The organism is Pseudomonas sp. Leaf48, assembly GCF_001421885.1.
GTDB lineage: Bacteria > Pseudomonadota > Gammaproteobacteria > Pseudomonadales > Pseudomonadaceae > Aquipseudomonas.
On the sequence record NZ_LMLH01000014.1, the window covers coordinates 1 to 17,650 of the forward strand.

Consider the following 17,650-nt stretch of genomic DNA (forward strand, 5'->3'; position numbering starts at 1 on the left):
CTGAAAGGAACTGAGGCGCTGGTGATACTTGCCAGAAAATTAGCTCGGGTATTGTTTGCCTTGATGAAAAACCAAAGCGAATACAAGCCAAATTCTATGTTTGGGGGTTCCCCCCAAACATAGAATCTCCCACATTTCGACCACATTTCCAATGAGTTAACTCGGTTGAGTGTGGGAGCGGGCTTGCTCGCGAAGGCGTCAGATCAGGCGACAGCAGTCTCTGCTGGCGAAACAATACTGGTCTTGCCTCCACGGGACTTGCCAGAGCTCAAATATTCGGCAATCGACTCCTGGGTCACTTCCCCAAGAAACACCCGTTCCGCATCCATCACCGGCAGCCACGACCGATTGAACTCGTACATCCGCGACAACAGGATGCGCAGATGCTCGTCATAGGCGGCCGTAGCGTTGAACTCGCGCAAGTACTGAGCACAGGTGCCGGCCTGACGGTGCAAGTCGCGACGACGCACGTAGCCCAAAGCCTTGTTCTCGGCGCAGGTCACCACCACATAACGCCGGTCATGCTCGTCCATCAACTCCAGCGCATCGGCCACCGGGGTTTCCGGGCTGACCGAAGGGGCGTTGTCTGCCGCATCTTCGGCCTTGACCAGCAGCAGGCGTTTGAGCGTGCTGTCCTGACCAACGAAGTTGCTGACAAACTCATCCGCCGGATGCGCGAGCAGGGTATCTGGATGATCGATTTGCAACAGTTTGCCGGCGCGGAAGATCGCGATCTTGTCGCCCAGCTTGATGGCTTCGTCGATATCGTGGCTGACCATGATCACGGTCTTGTTCAGCGCGCGCTGCATCTCGAAGAACTCGTTCTGGATCATCTCGCGGTTGATCGGGTCGACTGCGCCGAACGGCTCGTCCATCAGCAACAACGGCGCATCCGCCGCCAGGGCCCGGATCACGCCGATGCGCTGTTGCTGGCCACCGGACAGTTCCCGCGGGTAGCGATGCAGGTATTGCTTGGGTTCGAGCTTGATCATGCTCATCAACTCGCGGGCGCGGTCGTGGCATTTCTGTTTGTCCCAGCCGAGCAGTTTCGGCACCACTACGATGTTTTCCTCGATGGTCATGTTCGGAAACAGGCCGATCTGCTGGATCACATAGCCGATGTTGCGGCGCAGGGTCACCTCGTCGAGACCGGTGGTGTCTTCGCCGTTGATCAGGATCTTGCCCGAGGTCGGCTTGATCAGGCGGTTGATCATTTTCAGCGTTGTGCTTTTGCCGCAACCGGACGGGCCGAGGAACACGCAGATTTCGCCTTCATTGACGGTCAGGCTCACCGAGTCCACGGCTTTCACGTCTTTGCCGTTGCTTTGGAAGGTCTTGCTGAGGTTTTGAAGTTCGATCATTTGAGCAGTCCTTTTGGAGTCAGCGAGCGTTGCAGCCATTGCAGAAGCAGGTCGGCGAAGATGGCCAGCAGACTGACCAGCACCGCGCCGACGATCAGCATCGACATGTCGCTGCGGCTGATGGAAGCGAGAATGAGTACACCGAGGCCGCCGGCGCCAATGGTCGCGGCGATGGTCATGACACCGATGTTCATGACCACGGCGGTACGCACGCCGGCGAGGATTACCGGTACGGCGATGGGCAGTTCGACCATGCGCAGGCGCTGGCCGAAGGTCATGCCGATGCCGCGTGCGGCTTCGCGAATGCCAGGTTCCACACCGGTCAGGGCCAGGTAGGTGTTACGCATGATCGGCAGCAGCGAGTAGAGAAACACCGCGGTGATCGCCGGCAGCGGACCGAGGCCCTGGCCGAATTTGGAATAGAACGGCAGCAGCAGGCCGAACAGCGCAATCGACGGCACGGTCAGCAGCACTGTGGCGCTGGCTTGCAAGGGGCCGGCGAGGGTCGGGAAGCGGGTCATCAGGATGCCCAGTGGCACGCCGGCCACAATCGCCAGCGTCACGGCGATGCCGACCAGGGTGATGTGCTGCCAGGTCAGGTGCAGTACCTGCTGCCAGTCGAGGTGGGAAAAGGCGTTGAGAAATTCCATGGCTTTTCCTCCTTATTTGATTGGATGCCGACGCAGGAAATCTGCGGCAACGGATGAAGGGCTTTCATGGTCGACATCGACCCGCGCGTTGAGCTGGCGCATGGTCTCGTCGTCGAACAGTTCGGCCAGGGGCTTGAGCTGTTCGGCCAGTTGCGGGTGTTCGTCGAGATAGGCCTGACGCACCACGGGAGCTGCGGTGTAGTCGGGGAAGTAGTGCTTGTCGTCCTCGAGCAACTTGAGCTTGAAGGCATTCAAGCGACCGTCGGTGGTGTAGACCAGGCCGGCAAACACTTGGCCGTTGCGCAGCGCGGTGTAGACCAGTCCGGCGTCCATTTGGCGGATGTTTTTGCGCGTCAGGTTCATGCCGTACAGCTTGACCATGCCGTCGAGACCGTCGGAGCGGTTGGCAAACTCGGTGTCCAAAGCCACCAGGTTGTTGGTCTTGCCTTCGCTGCGCAGCACGTCGTTCAACTGGCTGATGTTGTTGATCTGCGGGTATTCGTCGGCGACGTTTTTCGGCAGGGCGAGGGCATAGGTGTTGCTGAATTTGGACGGGGTGAGCCAGACCAGGCCTTTTTTCGCGTCGAGTTCTTTCACCCGGGCGTAGGACTGTTCGCTGTCGAGTTTTTCGGTGACATGGTTGTAGGCCACCAGCGACACGCCGGTGTACTCCCAGAGCATGTCCAGTTGCCCGCTTTCGTGGGCGCTGCGGGCCAGATTGCTGCCCAGGCCGCCGGTGACTTTCACCTCGTAACCCTTGGTGCGCAGGTACTGCGAGGTGATTTCCGCGAGCAGGGTTTGTTCGGTGAACACCCGGGCGCCGATGCGGATCACCGGTTTTTCCGCGGCTTGGGCAAATCCTGCGAACAGCAGAACGCAGCCTAGTAAAAAGCTTGATGTTTTCATGATGATTCCTTTGCCGAGGCTTAAGACGGGCGCAAGCCGCGTTCGAGCCAGACTCGGCTGGCAAGTGTCACCAGACCGTCGAGCAGCAGTGCAAGCAGGGCGGTACAAGCCGCGCCGAGCAGCAATTGCGGCTGATTGTTCAGGGCGATGCCGGGGAAGATCAGGCTGCCCAGGCTGTTGGCACCGATCAGGAACGCCAGTGGCGCCGTCCCGACATTGATCGCCAGGGCCACGCGCACGCCACCGATGATGATCGGCACGGCGTTGGGCAATTCGACTTTCCACAGCACCTGGCGCGGGGTCATGCCGATGCCGACGGCGGCTTCCTTGAGCGAACCCTGGACGTTTTTCAGGCCTTCATAGGTGTTGCGCACGATGGGCAGCAGGGAGGCCAGGAACAGGGCGAAAATCGCCGGACCGCTGCCGATGCCGAGGATGCCCAGGGCAATGGCCAGTACGGCGAGAGGCGGCACGGTGTTGCCGATGTTGAAGAACTGCATGAAGCGTTCGGCGCGGCCGACCATGGTCGGGCGGCTGAGGAGGATGCCGGCGGGGATGCCCACGACAAGGGCGGCCAGCATGGACGCGAGGACGAGAATCAAATGAGCTTGCAGGTAAAACAATAAATCGTCGCGGTAGTGTTCGATCGTGTTGATGCCGATCCAGTTGATCAGCAGGGCCAGAAGGGCGATTACCAGCGCGCCTCCTATCAGCCCTTTGCCATAGTGGATAGCCACAGGCGGACTCCTTTTTTTCAGTCGGCGAACACTTTCTCGTGTGGCAACGCCATGCCTGGCTGCCGAAAAAGTGATCGCGATAAGCAGCTCATGCCGAGCGCATTCCACTGTAGGAGCGAGCATGCTCGCAAAAACGTCCGGACAACGCGTACCTTCAGGTACCCAGCGTTATCGTTGGCGTCCATCGCGAGCGTGCTCGCTCCTACAGGGGGAGAGCGCACGGCTTTTTGAGCCATGAGCACAGCCTCGTCAGGCTGAATTGCGGGTGTTTCAGGCCCCCGACGAGTGGTCGTAGCAGGGGAATGGACGCCTCCACCTTTTAAAAGGTTCCATAATTTGCAGCCTTTTGCCACCCTTAATGCCCACTCGCATACCCGTAGGAGCCGGCTTGCTGGCGATGGCATCCCCGCGGTCTGTCAGTTGCACCGAGGTGATGCCATCGCCAGCGAGCCGGCTCCTGCAAGGGGCTCTGTTGGTCGCCGCGGTGGTCCGGGGCGGTCCCTTTGCGCTATACTCGCCGCCCTTTTTTGAATCACCTGCCAGGCGATTTCCCATGACCAAACAGGCCGCCGAAGTCGCGAAACGCCGCACTTTCGCCATTATTTCCCACCCCGATGCCGGTAAGACCACCATCACCGAGAAGCTCTTGCTGATGGGCAAGGCGATTGCGGTTGCCGGTACGGTGAAATCTCGTAAGTCCGACCGCCATGCCACCTCCGACTGGATGGAAATGGAAAAGCAGCGTGGTATTTCCATTACCACGTCGGTCATGCAGTTCCCGTATCGCGAACACATGATCAACCTGCTCGACACCCCGGGCCACGAAGACTTCTCCGAAGACACCTACCGCACCCTGACGGCAGTGGACTCGGCATTGATGGTTCTCGACGGCGGTAAGGGTGTAGAGCCACGGACCATCGCCCTGATGGACGTTTGCCGTCTGCGTGATACGCCGATCGTCAGCTTCATCAACAAACTCGACCGTGACATCCGCGACCCGATCGAACTGCTCGACGAAATCGAAGCGGTCCTGAAGATCAAGGCAGCGCCGATCACCTGGCCGATCGGTTGCTACCGCGATTTCAAAGGCGTGTATCACCTCGCCGACGACTACATCATCGTGTACACCGCCGGTCACGGGCACGAGCGCACCGAAACCAAAATCATCGAGAAGCTTGATTCCGATGAAGCCCGCGCGCATCTGGGCGACGAGTACGAGCGCTTCATCGAACAGCTGGAACTGGTGCAGGGTGCCTGCCACGAGTTCAATCAGCAGGAATTCCTCGATGGCCAACTGACCCCGGTGTTCTTCGGTACCGCTCTGGGCAACTTCGGTGTCGACCACGTCCTCGACGCCGTCGTTGATTGGGCGCCGCGCCCGCTGGCCCGCGTGGCCAACGAGCGCACCGTGGAGCCGGTGGAAGAGAAGTTCTCGGGCTTCATCTTCAAGATCCAGGCAAACATGGACCCCAAGCACCGCGACCGTATCGCCTTCATGCGTATCTGCTCCGGCAAGTACGAAAAAGGCATGAAGATGCGCCACGTGCGCACTGGCAAGGACGTACGCATCGGCGATGCCCTGACCTTCTTCTCCTCCGAGCGTGAGCAATTGGAAGAAGCGTTTGCCGGCGACATTATCGGCCTGCACAACCATGGCACCATCCAGATCGGCGACACCTTCAGCGAAGGCGAAGTCCTGGGCTTCACCGGCATCCCGCACTTCGCCCCGGAACTGTTCCGCCGCGTGCGCCTGAAGGACCCGCTGAAATCCAAGCAACTGCGCCAGGGCCTGCAGCAGTTGGCCGAAGAAGGCGCGACCCAGGTGTTCTTCCCCGAGCGCAGCAACGACATCATCCTCGGCGCCGTCGGTGTGCTGCAGTTCGATGTGGTCGCCAGCCGCCTGAAAGAGGAATACAAGGTCGAATGCTCCTACGAGCCGATCACTGTCTACTCTGCGCGCTGGATCGAATGCAGCGACAAGAAGAAGCTTGAGGAATTCTCCAACAAGGCCGTGGAAAACCTCGCGCTGGACGGCGGCGGCCACCTGACTTACCTGGCGCCTACGAGGGTCAACCTGGCGCTGATGGAGGAGCGCTGGCCGGACGTGAAATTCCGTGCGACGCGTGAGCATCACTAAGCGTTAGCTGCGATACCCGAAACCCCGTTGCGAAAGCTTCGGGGTTTTTTGTAGCCTTAAGTAATTCCCTGGATCAATGCACCTGACCACTGGCCGAGTCACCTTGGCGGACGAGAATTTCATTGTCCTTGCTGATGGACTGCTTGATGTTGTAACCGATGAGTTCTATCACCTGACCTTCCTGCGAATACGTCACCTCGACATATCCCCCGCCAAAATACTCCACGCGATAAATACGTAACTGATCCACGGTTCGCATCGCGAAGGATTCAATCTCGAATAAATTCTCGATCCCTACTGATTTGGTGGTCATGTTCTCGACCGTTATATGTCCCGCTTCATCCAGGAACATTATTGCCCCGGCCGGGCGCGTGACTTTCACGCAGCCCTCTACCTTCTCCACCACGCAGCCAGAAATCTGGGCGCCAACGAAGTTACCTTCGCGGTCTACCTGGACATAGCCATCGTCTGCCGTCGTTTCCGCTCCTTGTGGGGCTGCCTCAAACTCTACGTTTATCTTGCCTGCTTTAAGTCTGGTCATTTTCTGCTCCTTGCAGTTGCCGGAATTGGCGGTGGTTGTATTGCGTCAGACTTTTGCCATACCGATTGCAACAATCGGCCAGTGCGTGCCCGATAAATGGATCGGGAAATACTCATGCTTCGCCGAACAGGCTCCACTTAATTTTCTCCTCTTGGACGGTAATTCTGTCGGCGAGCAGGAAGCGGCTATGGCTGCGCTGGACATTGAGGGTCGGCATCATTTCGCCTTTTTCGAAGCGTTGGATCTTGTTGATGATGCCTTCGGCTTTCCAATAGCCCGTCTGCGGGCAGGCTTGGCCACTGTTGCAGGTCAGCGTGGAGTAAGGAGTCCGGATAAAATCGGGAGAGTCCGGCAACGGGCGGCCGGAGGAGGGGTCGAGGAGTTTGGCCTTGGCCAGTTGGCGGATCAGCGTTTCGCTGGGTTTTTCTGGCGGGACGTTGGCCAGGCGTTCTTCGAGCCATTGCAGTTTGCCGTCCCAGGCTGGCAGTTTGGCCGGTGGGAGGGGGGCGATCTCGTTTATTTCCGGGACTTTAGGATTGGCGTAGGAGTAGCCAGAGAGCACTTTCCAGATTTTTGCGTAACGTTCGGCGCGCTCCAGATCTTCCTTTTGACCGAGATAGTGCAATCGATTCGTAGGTTCTGGACCTCGAAATCCCGCCTCAATAAAACCGGCAGAAGTATCATCTCCAGCTGCCACTCCGAGCTGGAATGCCTCGAGCGCTTCTTGATACTGCTTCTTCCCCTGAAGATTGACCCCTAATTCTGTAGCCGCCTCTCCATGCCCCTGTTCAGCGGCGCAACGGCGCATTTGCCTGGCAATGTCAGGGGCAGCATCGCTCCAGGCCAGTTTGTCACCCACATAGTACTGCGCTTGCGCGCTGCCTTCATCTGCCGCCTTGCGGTAGTAACGTAAGGACATCTGCGAATCTTGCTTCAGTCCCGCCGAGCCCTGTTTGAGGAAGATCCCGACGAAGTAGTATCCCGTCGCCACACCTGCGTTGATGAGTTGCTGACTCATCCTCAAGTGCTCCTCGCCTCGGAGCTGGAATTGGCCACGCATAGCACCATTCTGCAGATTGATGTTGGCCCTGTAATGGCCATTCTCGGCGGCAATGCGGTACAACCGCTCGATTTCCGCATCGACGCTTTTATCCTGTTTGAGTTGATTATTTTTCTGCAACCAGCGGGCGTCCTGGAACAGTACATCCGACTCGGCTGAGGCTTCAGGTATCTGCTCGCGGGCGCAGGTAAAGGCCAACTTGGCTTTGATCTCGGTGAGCGGGTTCAATTGAGGATCCTTCTTCGTAGAGTTAAAGGCGTCGGGACTGTCACAGGCGACCAGCAGCAGGCAAGAACACAAAAGTAAACAACGCATCAGTCGAGGTCCTGCATGGTGTCTTTGTCGTAATAAAATTCAACAAGAGGGGCGTCTGGCACGCCGTTTTGCTTATCCTTCTGTCGGTCTTTATTTATCTTAATAATCTCCTGCCAAGCCTTGAATGCCTGGCCTGCATCATCCTGCGCCCCTTTCTTATTCGTATGCAGATCCCACAACCGCCGCCGCATTTCCCGGGTCACACTCGCCCACTCATGAGCAATATTCAGCTCGCTGTCCACCTGCATGCTGCGAGTGTTGATGTTGGCCGAACCATGGGTGGTGAAGACGTCGTCAATGATCATCAACTTGGAGTGGATGTACACCGGCATCCAGTTGTCCGCCGGTGAGTCTTTGGCGACCAACGAGCACACGTGGATTTTCAAACCGGGTATGTTCAAGTTCGCCTCCACTTTGCTGCTTTCGATTGCACGGATGCTGGCGTTGAGATCTCTCAGTCGCCAAAAGTTGGAGTTGGCAGTTTCCCGCTGAGCTTCTCTGGCTTTTTCACTCAGATCGGTGCCTCCCATCGCATCGGTGAGACTTGTCATCATGAGTAAAGCGCGCTGCTCGACCAGCTCACCCAAAGTTGGAGTCAGCGGAGCGGCCTGAGCTTTTACCGCCTCGATGCGACGTAACTTGGTGACCTGGGGCATGGTCTCAGCCCGCCCGAGGCTTTCGAGCATGCGCTGTGTATTGACCATGCCGGCACCGATGGCGCCGTACTCGTCATTGGTGATCACAAACAGATGCAGGCTGCCGTGCAGGCCGGGATCGCGACCGCCTTTGGCTTGGGCGGCGGCAACTTCCTTGATCAGTTCAGCCAGGGGCGGCCAGCGAAAGTACTGATTCTCGATGTAAATGAACTGGGTCGCGTTGTTGACAGCTTGCAGGTAAAGCTTCTCGATGTCGCGCTTGCCTTCCTGCGGTTGGGTGCGCACCAACTGGGCCATTTGCCGGGTGACCTCCGGGCTGCATTGAAGTGTTGGCCCTATCTGCATGGCACGGCGTGAGGCGAACAGGTCTTCGCGGGTTTCCTTACGCCAGGCCTTGGCAAAGTTGTGGTGCAGGTGCTCGAGAATCGGCCCACTTACGCGGCTGGAAATGTCCTGCCGTGGTGTATCGCCACGCGGTCCTCTATCGGGAGCGGGCTTGGTGCCTTTGTTACGGTTCAACGCCGTATGGGAGTCGGTGTCCCAGTACTCGTCGAGCATGTTGTGGCCCATGACGAAGCCGACGGCGCGGCCAGGTATCTCGTAGTCGACCAGGACCGTTTTCTGGTGGTGAGTCGCTGTCGCGCTCAGCGTGGTCAGCGTGCTGGGGCTGAGTTGTCGATCGAGGCTTTGGTATTTGACCTGATGGGCAATTTCGGCGCGTTCATATACGCTGAAACCCCGACTGACGAATACCGGCACCTTGCGCGCGATCAGCATCGCCGGCGCCAGGTGGTCATCGTACGCACAGCGGGCAAACCACTGACGGTCATAGGCATATTGCTCGTCTGTGGAAGGTTGCAGCGCCCGATTACGCAACCGGTAAGGGCCTTTACCGGGCAGGTTGGCTTCACCCCCATAACCCGCGCTGTTGAACGGCATCTCCCACCCCAGTAGCCGCACCTCGACACCTTCCCGGGCCTTGAGCATGAGCAACTCGCCTATGCACGGCGCCTCGCCGTCGCGGATGAAGTACATCGACGGCTGGAAACCCCAGCAGATGATGTCGATCGTTCTGACAGCCTCCTTGATGGCATTGTGAACGGCCCGGAAGGCCTCCTCGCCGTTGATCAAGGGCTCATAGGTTGCCTTGGCCGGCGGGTATTCGGTGTTCTGCACGTACCACGGCGGGGTGCAGGTCACCTCGTCGGTATGCTGAAACGCGACCGGCACGACGATGTCGGGTCTGCTCATTGTGTTTTTCCTTCCTGGTCGGTGGCGTCCATCTGCACGGCGTACTGCGCGCGGTGATCGGTGTGCGATGCGGGCTGGCTCAGCTCGGCATCGGCTTGTGAGGGGTGGTTGTGCAGGCCGCGATTGGCGAGTTGCGCCTGCTCGGCGTTGCGGTATTCGCTGGGCACCGGGATCTGGTAGGCCACACCGTTGGCCATCACCAACCGGTAGCCTCGGGTGACGACCTGATGGTCGATCGACAGTTGCCCGGTCTTGTCCAGCACGCCTTGTTTGAGGACTGCGCCGTCGGCGTACAGGGTGTAGGGCATACCCGCCCAGTTATGGCCGGAAGCATTGGCGGCTGGCGGCAGGTTGAACCGTAAGGTCTGCCTGGACAGGCTTTGCGGGTAATCCGGATGCGTGGCTTTCATGCTCGCCGGGCCGCTGTAGTCGAAATGCGCCGACTTGACCTTGTGATCCCCTGCCGTGCCCGACTCGATGCAACACTCATCCAGGCTGAGGTAACTGCCGCCACCGTTGAGGACGATTTTCTTTTTTGCAGTGATGTGGATTTCGTCTTCTGTGCTGGTGATGTCCAGGCCGTGCCGGGCGATCAGCTCCAGTCGGCCGTTTTGCGCCTGCACGCTCACCGGGCCCTGATTGGCGATCAGCTTGAGGCCGAGCTTGCGCACGAACAGGCTCATTCCCTGCCCGACGCCGATGAACAGGCGCTTGATCACGCTGAGGTCGGCCTCGCCGCCGGCGTTGAGCATCAGGTTGTCCTTGGCCGCCAGTTGCAGGTGTTTTCCGCTGGTCAAGGCGATGCCTTGCGGGGCGCTGAGCAGCAGGACCTGGGACTTGAGTTGTTCCAGATCCTGGCGCAGCAGGTTTAGCTGCGCGGCTACGTCCGCCGGTTCGGCTTTGGCGGTGTGGGCGTCAGTGGAGAGCTGCTGCAGCTGTTCGCCGGCCTGTTGCAGTCGGGCCACGGCGTCGTCCATGTCCAGCACCTGACCTTGCGCCTTGGCCTGCGCATCGGCGCTGATGAACACGCCCTTGCCCGCGCGCAAACTGCCCCAATCATCCGTGCGCAGCTCAAACCCCTCCCCGCGCTTGACCCTCTTGGCATCCACCAGATGCCCCAGATTGAGCTGGCTCTTGCCCCCATACTCAGTACTGAGCTTGACGTGCTCCTCCCCCCGCGTGTCGTCCAGGCGCAACTTGTTGTTGGCCGGAGTACGCAACACATTGCGATGGTCATTGCGCATGGTCACCAGGTCGGGATGCTGGTCATCATGCAAGGCGTGGGCAATGTAGGGTCTATCCGGGTCGCCCTGTTCGAAGGCGATSGCCACTTCGGTGCCGGCGATCAGCGGCAGGTGCAGGCCGTAGGTGTCGCCGGCGTAGGCGCGGGCCTGGCGCAGCCATTTGCTTTCGCGGCCGGGTGGCTGTTCGAAGGCGATCGCCACTTCGGTGCCGGCGATCAGCGGCAGGTGCAGGCCGTAGGTGTCGCCGGCGTAGGCRCGGGCCTGGCGCAGCCATTTGCTTTCGCGGCCGGGTGGCCAGGTGTCGCGGTCGAAGAGGAATTTGACCCGGTAGCGRCCKTGCTGGTCGATTTCGGTGTAGAGGGGGTTGCTCTGGGGGTGGGTGATGCGTGCCGGGAGGGTGCCGGCGATTTGTGGTTTGGGTGGTATTTCGGGGCGGAAGCACAGGCGCAAGGCGTAGGGCATGGCTTCAAAATCGCAGGTCAGGCTGCGGTCGCGGGCGGCGCGGATGGCGATCTTTTTAATCACTACGCGGGGGGCGAAGGCCTTGGGGGTGTCGCCGCTGATGGTCAGGACCTGGCCGGGGGCCAGGGTGGCGCTGCTGCTGGTGCCGCTGAGGTGGGTCTGGTTGTTGAGGTAGCGCTCGTGGCGCAGGCGTGCGTAGAAAAAGCCGCTTTCGCTTTGCAGGTCTTCGTCGCGCAGGTGGGCCTTGCCGAGCACGCGGTAGGGTTCGGCGTAGTGGTAGGCCTCGCCGTAGGTGTTGTCGGCGCATGGGTCTGGTTGTTGAGGTAGCGTTCATGGCGCAGGCGTGCGTAGAAAAAGCCGCTTTCGCTTTGCAGGTCTTCGTCGCGCAGGTGGGCCTTGCCGAGCACGCGGTAGGGTTCGGCGTAGTGGTAGGCCTCGCCGTAGGTGTTGTCGGCGCTGGGGCGTTCGACTTTGCCGTGGRCRGCCGGCTCGCCCTGGGTCTGGTCGACTTCGCCATCGAGGTAGGCGCGGCTGTCTTCGGGGTGGTAGGCGCGAACATTGACCTGCTGTTCCACCACCTGGTGGCGGGTCTGCAGGGCCCAGACGCTGTCCTCGTCGCTGTTGCTGAAGCCCGATGGTGAGCGCAGCGGCAATTCGACGTCGAACTGGTAGCAGCGCTGGTCGTCGCAGAACTCGACCATGTCGAAGTGGAGTTTTTCRTGTTGGGTGCAGCGGTACCAGATGCCRACTTCGGCGAGGATCCGGCTGATGAAGGCCAGGTCGCTTTCCTGGTACTGCATGACCTGTTCGCGGGACGGGTAGTCGCGCTTGAGGGTGAAGCGAAARTGCCCGGTGTCCAGAYCGTGGCGGCTGCGCAGGATGCTTTTGACGATGTCCGGCACGGACTGGTGCTGGTAGATGCGCGTTTGCTGGCCGCGATCGAGCAAGGCCAGGCGCGGTTGCAGGGTGACTTCGTAGCGGGCTTCGTCGACCGACCCGGACAGGCGCTGGCAGCCGGTGATGCGGCCGTACAGGGTGCGCAGGGGTTTGGGTGGYTTGGGTTCGTCCCAGGACATCACCGGCCGCGTCGAGGGGTGGGCGTACAGGCTGAACTCGGCGTATTGGCCGATGAGTTTTTCCGCGCCGATGTCGAGGTCGCTGGCGGTGAATTCGATGCGGTAGAGGTAGGGTTGGCTGAGGTACTCATGGCCCTCGAAGGCGAGGACGTCGAGGTGGGTGTCGAGTTGGTCGATCTTGAGTTTGTGGCGGCTGTGGTCGAAGAAGGTGTTCATGCTTGGCCCTCCATCGCAACGGCTGAGGGCGCGTCGCTGAATTGCAGGGTGATGCCCTCCTCGTCGCTGTAGCCCAGGGTCACGCCAAGGGTTTTATGCCGGGCGGCCTGGCGCTGCAGCAGCTGTTGGCTGAGGACCGGCAGAATCTGCTGGCTGAGCAGGCTGTCGATGTTGCGCGCGCCGCTGTCGGGCAGCAGGCAGGCGGCGACCAGTGCGTCGTGCAGGCCATCGTCGATCTGGCAGGTCAGGCCGTAATGGCGGTGCAGGCGCTTGGCGACCTTGGCCAGTTTGAGCACGACGATGCGCTTGAGCGCCTCGGCCTGCAGCGGGCGGTAGATCAGGGTCTGGAAGCGGGCGAGCAAGGCGGGCTGGAAGTGCTCGCGCAGCAGCGGTCGCAGCCATTCGTGCAGCTCGCTGTCGCTGGCCTCGGGCTGGTCGCGCAGGCCGCTTTGCAGCGCATCGCTGCCGAGGTTGGAGGTCATCAGGATGACGGTGTTGCGGAAGTCGATTTCGCGCCCTTCACCATCGCGCATGAAGCCGCGGTCGAACACCTGATAAAACAGGTTGAGCACGTCGCGATGGGCCTTCTCTACCTCATCCAGCAACACCACGCTGTAGGGCCGTTGGCGCACCGCTTCGGTGAGCACGCCGCCTTGGCCGTAACCGACGTAGCCCGGTGGCGAGCCCTTGAGCTGGCTGACGGTGTGGGCTTCCTGGTACTCGGAGAGGTTGAGGGTGATCAGCGATTTTTCGCCGCCGAACAGGCACTCCGCCAGCGCCAGGGCGGTTTGTGTCTTGCCGACGCCGCTGGTGCCGACCAGCAGGAATACCCCCAGCGGCGCCTGTTCTTCGGTCAGACCGGTCTTGGCCGCGCGCAGGCGCTGGGCCAGGGCGCCGAGGGCAGCGTCCTGGCCAATCACCCGCTCGCCCAGTTGCTGTTCCAGGTCCAGCAGGCTGGCTTGTTCGTCCTTGAGCAAACTGCCCAGGGGCACGCCGGTCCAGTCGGCGATGACTTCGGCGACGCTGCGGGCATCGACGTCGAGGGACAGCATCGGCTGGCTGCCCTGGGCTCGCGGCAGTTGCTCCTGCAGTTTCGCGCAGAGGTCGCTGCGGGCGGGTTCGGCCTGGCGCGCATCGAGCAATTGCCGGGTCAGGTCCAGCTCGTAGTGGTACTGGCGCAGCAGGTCGTCCTGCTGTTGCTGCAGCTCGACCTGTTGCCCGGCGATCAGGCTCAAACGCTCGCCCAGGTCGCTGCCATTGAGTTGCACATCCTGCTCCAGCGCACGCCGCTCCAGCTCCAGCGCGGCATGCCGGGCCTTGAGCCGAACCAGTGCCTGGGGCTCGCAGTCGAGGCTCATGCGCACCCGCGCGCTGGCGGTGTCGAGCAGGTCGACGGCCTTGTCCGGCAACTGCCGGCCCGTGAGGTAGCGCCGCGACAGGCTGACCGCCGCCTGCACCGCCGCGTCCTGGATGTGCACGCCGTGATGGCTGGCGTAACGCGCCTTGAGGCCGCGCAGCATCAAGCAGGCGCTGGCATCGTCCGGCTCGTCGACCTTGACCATCTGGAAGCGCCGCTCCAGTGCGGCATCGCGCTCGAAGTACTGCTTGTATTCGCTCCAGGTGGTCGCGGCGATGGTGCGCAATTCGCCACGGGCCAGGGCCGGCTTGAGCAGGTTTGCCGCATCCGCCCCGCCCGCCTGGTTGCCGGCACCGATCAGGGTGTGGGCTTCGTCGATGAACAGCAACACAGGGTTGGGCGACTGCTGCACCGCGTCGATGACGTTTTTCAGGCGTTGCTCGAACTCGCCCTTGACCCCGGCGCCCGCCTGCAACAGGCCCAGATCCAGGGTGCGCACGCTGACCGCCTTGAGGCTGTCCGGCACGTTGCCGTCGGCAATGCGCAGGGCCAGGCCTTCGACCAGCGCGGTCTTGCCGACGCCGGGTTCGCCGACCAGGATCGGGTTGTTCTTGCGCCGGCGACTGAGGATGTCGATGACCTGACGGATTTCATCGTCACGCCCGAACACCGGGTCGATCTGCCCGCCCCGCGCCTTGGCGGTGATGTCCTGGGTAAATTTGTCCAGTACTGCTTGCAAGGCATCGTGCACGGCAGCACCGGGGATGGGCAAAGCCGCGGTCTGGTCCAGTGCACTTTGCTGTTGGACCTGAGGGCGTTCCTCAGAGTGTTGATCGAGCAGCGTCGACAGCTGCTGCAAGTGCACGTCACCAAGGCTCAGCATGGGCCAGGCCGCATCGCAAGCCAGCAGCTGCGGACTGTCCTGCAACGCGCCCATCAGGTGCACCGAACGCAGGCTGTCATGCCCTTCCAGCGACGCGCGCAACCAGGCGCTCTCGATCAGTTTGTGCAACTTGCCGCACAACTGCGGCTTGCCTTGCACGCTGCGCGGCAGCGTATCGAGATGGTCAAGCAGACCGCGCCAAAGTGCGTCCATGTCCCATTCGTGACGACGGGCGATCAGGGTCAGGTCGCCCTCGCCCTGCTCCAGCAACTTGAGCAGCCAGTGTTCGATGCTGATCCATCCATGGGCTCGGCTTTGGCACAAGGAAGCCGCTGCACTGAGCGCCTGGGCGCAGTAGGGATTGAGACGGCGAAGCAGGCGCGTGGAGTTATGGGGCATGGCGTTACGTCCTTGTGCTGAGGGCTCAGCGGGTGGTCGGTGGGGGCGATGGAAGTGGCGGGATGGGCTGGGTTGAACGTCCGCGAGCAGACGTTCAACCCAGCACACCGAACCGGCAGGCAAGCGCTGCCTGCCGGTTTTCCCGGGTTATGCGCTCGAGCGCTGGTTCCAGGAGTCGTCGTGCATGAGGTTGCCGTCCAGGTAGAGCCAGGTGATCTTCTCGTAGCGCAACTCAATCTCTTCCATGTGGTTGTGTTTGGACTTGGTCGGGTCCTTGATGTCATGCATTTCCGAAGCGACTCTCACTACCTTGACGTTTTCAAGGGTGGCGTTGAAATACTCGACTTCCTGGCCGTTGTTGTCGATGCGATACCATTTGAACTCGGCACTGGTGAGCGTCTGGCCGGTGGTTGCAGCCTGATAGAGGTATGGGCTGGCGGCATCGACCTCCTTGGTAAACACGTACGGGGCATGAGTCCGGGTACCGGTCAATTTTCCGGTGTTGTCGTCGGTGGCGATGTAAACGCTATGGGAGTGAGCGACCACCTCGATACTGCCTTCGCGCCCTACTACGTTCACTGAACCTTTGACGTCGTTTCCAGCGTCATTTTTCAGCCACAGGTAAATGGGAATTGCCATGTGATGCTCCTTTTCTCAGTACACAAATGCCGCGTTTGCGACAGGGGATTGAACGTCGGCCCCGGCCGTGGGTAGCGCGCAGGCCCCCACTTCCGGGACCAGACGGATATCGACGCGACGGTTGGCCTGGCGCCCCGCCTCGGTGTCATTGCTGGCGATCGGCTGGCTCTTGCCAAAGCCCTGTACCGCGAAACAGCTGTCGGGGATGCCACCCATGCGCTGCATCCAGTCACGCACCGCGGCCGCACGGGCGCGGGACAACTGCAGATTGTGTTCGTCACTGCCCACGGCATCGGTATGCCCGGCGATGACGATCAGCCAGCCCGGCTGGGCCTTGATGCCGACCAGGGCGTCGATCAGCACCCTGGTCGATTCAGGCTTGAGTTGTGCGCTGGCACTGCTGAACAGCGACAGGCTGTCCAGGCGTACGGTTCGCGCGGTGCGTGCCGGCAGCGGGCGGGTCACCGGTTGCCTGTGCTCGGCGATGGTGGTCAACAGCCGTTCACGCAGTCGCTCGCCGTGATACAGGCCAAGGCCCAGTGCCAGGGGCGCGCCCAGGCGGTAGTAACTGTCCAGGCGCACTGCGTCCTCGCGCAGCACGTTCAACGCATCCTCGCGCCGGGCGTATTCGGGTTGCTCGGGACGCGCGGTCGAAGCAATGGATGTGTAGCGGCGCAGGTCGTCACTGACCTGGCGCAGCAGCAAGGTGTTCTGCCAGGCCGAGCTGGTCAGGGCGACAACGGCGGCGCCAGCGAACAGCCACACCGCGATCACCATGGCGCCACGCCGTGGCGAAGGTTGTGCCTGTCGGGGCAGCAGCGTCAGCAAAGGATCAGGGAACGGCAGCGACTCCCCCGGTACTTGCACAGCGACATCGGCGTCCAGCAACGCGGTCTTGTCACGCTGCCATTGCCGCCACAGGTTGCCGGGAACATATCCGGGCAGTGCCGGTACCAGTGTGCAGGCCCACACCAGCGGCAGGCCGACAGGCTGGCGACCTTCACGGCAGGTGAAGTGCGCCAGGACCTGCTCGTCCAGCCACGCGGCGGCGCCGTTGAGCTGGATGCCCGCCTGCAATCGTTGCGTGTGGACTGCACTCTGCGCGGATTGCCGATACCAGCCCTCTGGGCTGAAGCTGGCCCCGGCCTGCAGAATGTTGCATTGGCCCTGCCCAGCGCCCCAGCTGAACCAGGCCCCTTTGGCCGCCGGGGACTGCTGATAGCTGACCAGCAGCAACGGCAAGCTAAAGCCACGCTTGCGCGTCTGTGCGACCTGATGAATGAAGGTACGAACCTGCCCGGCCAACGCCGCGGCATTGATGTGCTCGCCCGGGTTGACGATCAACATCACGCTGAGCTGCCCGCCCCACTGGGGGCGCAAGGTCATGACGCTGTCGACCAGCCCGGGCAGCTGCTGCACACGGGCGACCCGCAGGTAACATCCCTGCTCGGTCAACCGCTGCGCGGGATGCTCGCAGGCATCGAAACCAAACAGGCTGGACAGGCCGTCGCCACAGACCAGCACCACGGGATGTCCGTAGCTCGCCGGGGGCAGCGCGAATTCATCGAGGGAACCGGGCAGTTCCCGTTGCTGCGCTGCCTGACGCGCCGCCCGCACCCTCGCCAACGCAACACTGCCGACAACGATCAAGACGCCAACCCCGCGCGTCCATCCGTCAAGCGGGATGATCGCCAGCAGCATCAGGGCCAGTGCACCGGTCCATAGCCAGAGCCCTTGTTTGAGTTTGAGCGTCATGGACC

At 61.3% G+C, this 17,650-nt stretch carries 11 protein-coding genes and 3 pseudogenes; 2 read left to right on the forward strand and 12 right to left on the reverse strand.

Translation table 11 applies throughout. The annotated features are described in order from the left end of the window. Positions 1-123: pseudogene (locus ASE98_RS27205) on the forward strand (IS110 family transposase); the annotation flags it as partial. Positions 124-203: 80 nt separating this feature from the next. On the opposite strand, the gene ASE98_RS12555 reads toward ASE98_RS27205, so the two are convergent. Genes ASE98_RS12555 through ASE98_RS12570 form a run of 4 tightly spaced genes read right to left on the reverse strand, consistent with a single transcriptional unit; the run spans position 204 to position 3,654 of the window. Then, positions 204-1,361 carry an osmoprotectant ABC transporter ATP-binding protein OsmV gene (locus ASE98_RS12555; protein WP_060541682.1) on the reverse strand — a complete coding sequence of 386 codons (1,158 nt, stop codon included), beginning with the start codon at positions 1,359-1,361 and terminating at the stop codon, positions 204-206. Then, positions 1,358-2,011 carry an ABC transporter permease gene (locus ASE98_RS12560; protein WP_060541683.1) on the reverse strand — a complete coding sequence of 218 codons (654 nt, stop codon included), beginning with the start codon at positions 2,009-2,011 and terminating at the stop codon, positions 1,358-1,360. Before ASE98_RS12560 ends, ASE98_RS12555 begins: the two co-directional genes overlap by 4 nt. A 12-nt stretch (positions 2,012-2,023) precedes the next feature. Further along, positions 2,024-2,917, reverse strand: coding sequence for a glycine betaine ABC transporter substrate-binding protein (locus tag ASE98_RS12565; protein ID WP_060541684.1), 894 nt, complete (start codon positions 2,915-2,917; stop codon positions 2,024-2,026). A 20-nt stretch (positions 2,918-2,937) separates the two neighbouring features. Continuing rightward, entirely contained in the window at positions 2,938-3,654 is a 717-nt protein-coding gene (locus ASE98_RS12570) for an ABC transporter permease (protein WP_060541685.1), read from the reverse strand. A 553-nt stretch (positions 3,655-4,207) separates the two neighbouring features. Between ASE98_RS12570 and ASE98_RS12575 the strand changes: the two genes are divergently transcribed. Next, complete coding sequence (locus ASE98_RS12575) at positions 4,208-5,791, forward strand: peptide chain release factor 3 (RefSeq protein WP_060541686.1); 1,584 nt, start codon at positions 4,208-4,210, stop codon at positions 5,789-5,791. 73 nt (positions 5,792-5,864) lie between these two features. Here ASE98_RS12575 and ASE98_RS12580 read toward each other — a convergent pair whose 3' ends face one another. The 8 genes and pseudogenes from ASE98_RS12580 to ASE98_RS12610 form a co-directional block, all read right to left on the reverse strand. Continuing rightward, positions 5,865-6,332 carry a hypothetical protein gene (locus tag ASE98_RS12580; RefSeq protein WP_060541687.1) on the reverse strand — a complete coding sequence of 156 codons (468 nt, stop codon included), beginning with the start codon at positions 6,330-6,332 and terminating at the stop codon, positions 5,865-5,867. 112 nt (positions 6,333-6,444) lie between these two features. Further along, positions 6,445-7,707, reverse strand: coding sequence for an SEL1-like repeat protein (locus ASE98_RS12585; protein WP_060541688.1), 1,263 nt, complete (start codon positions 7,705-7,707; stop codon positions 6,445-6,447). Beyond that, complete coding sequence (locus ASE98_RS12590; RefSeq protein WP_060541689.1) at positions 7,707-9,614, reverse strand: phospholipase D-like domain-containing protein; 1,908 nt, start codon at positions 9,612-9,614, stop codon at positions 7,707-7,709. Before ASE98_RS12590 ends, ASE98_RS12585 begins: the two co-directional genes overlap by 1 nt. Then, positions 9,611-11,614, reverse strand: a pseudogene (locus ASE98_RS12595) (DUF2345 domain-containing protein); the annotation flags it as partial. The pseudogene ASE98_RS12595 and the gene ASE98_RS12590, both read right to left, overlap by 4 nt. A 23-nt stretch (positions 11,615-11,637) precedes the next feature. Further along, positions 11,638-12,612 (reverse strand): annotated as a pseudogene (locus tag ASE98_RS25820) (type VI secretion system Vgr family protein); the annotation flags it as partial. Next, entirely contained in the window at positions 12,609-15,251 is a 2,643-nt protein-coding gene (gene tssH, locus ASE98_RS12600) for a type VI secretion system ATPase TssH (protein ID WP_060541690.1), read from the reverse strand. The gene tssH and the pseudogene ASE98_RS25820, both read right to left, overlap by 4 nt. 147 nt (positions 15,252-15,398) lie before the next feature. Continuing rightward, complete coding sequence (locus ASE98_RS12605; protein ID WP_060541691.1) at positions 15,399-15,890, reverse strand: Hcp family type VI secretion system effector; 492 nt, start codon at positions 15,888-15,890, stop codon at positions 15,399-15,401. A gap of 15 nt (positions 15,891-15,905) precedes the next feature. Next, complete coding sequence (locus ASE98_RS12610; protein WP_060541692.1) at positions 15,906-17,645, reverse strand: OmpA family protein; 1,740 nt, start codon at positions 17,643-17,645, stop codon at positions 15,906-15,908. Between the last annotated feature and the right edge of the window lie 5 nt (positions 17,646-17,650).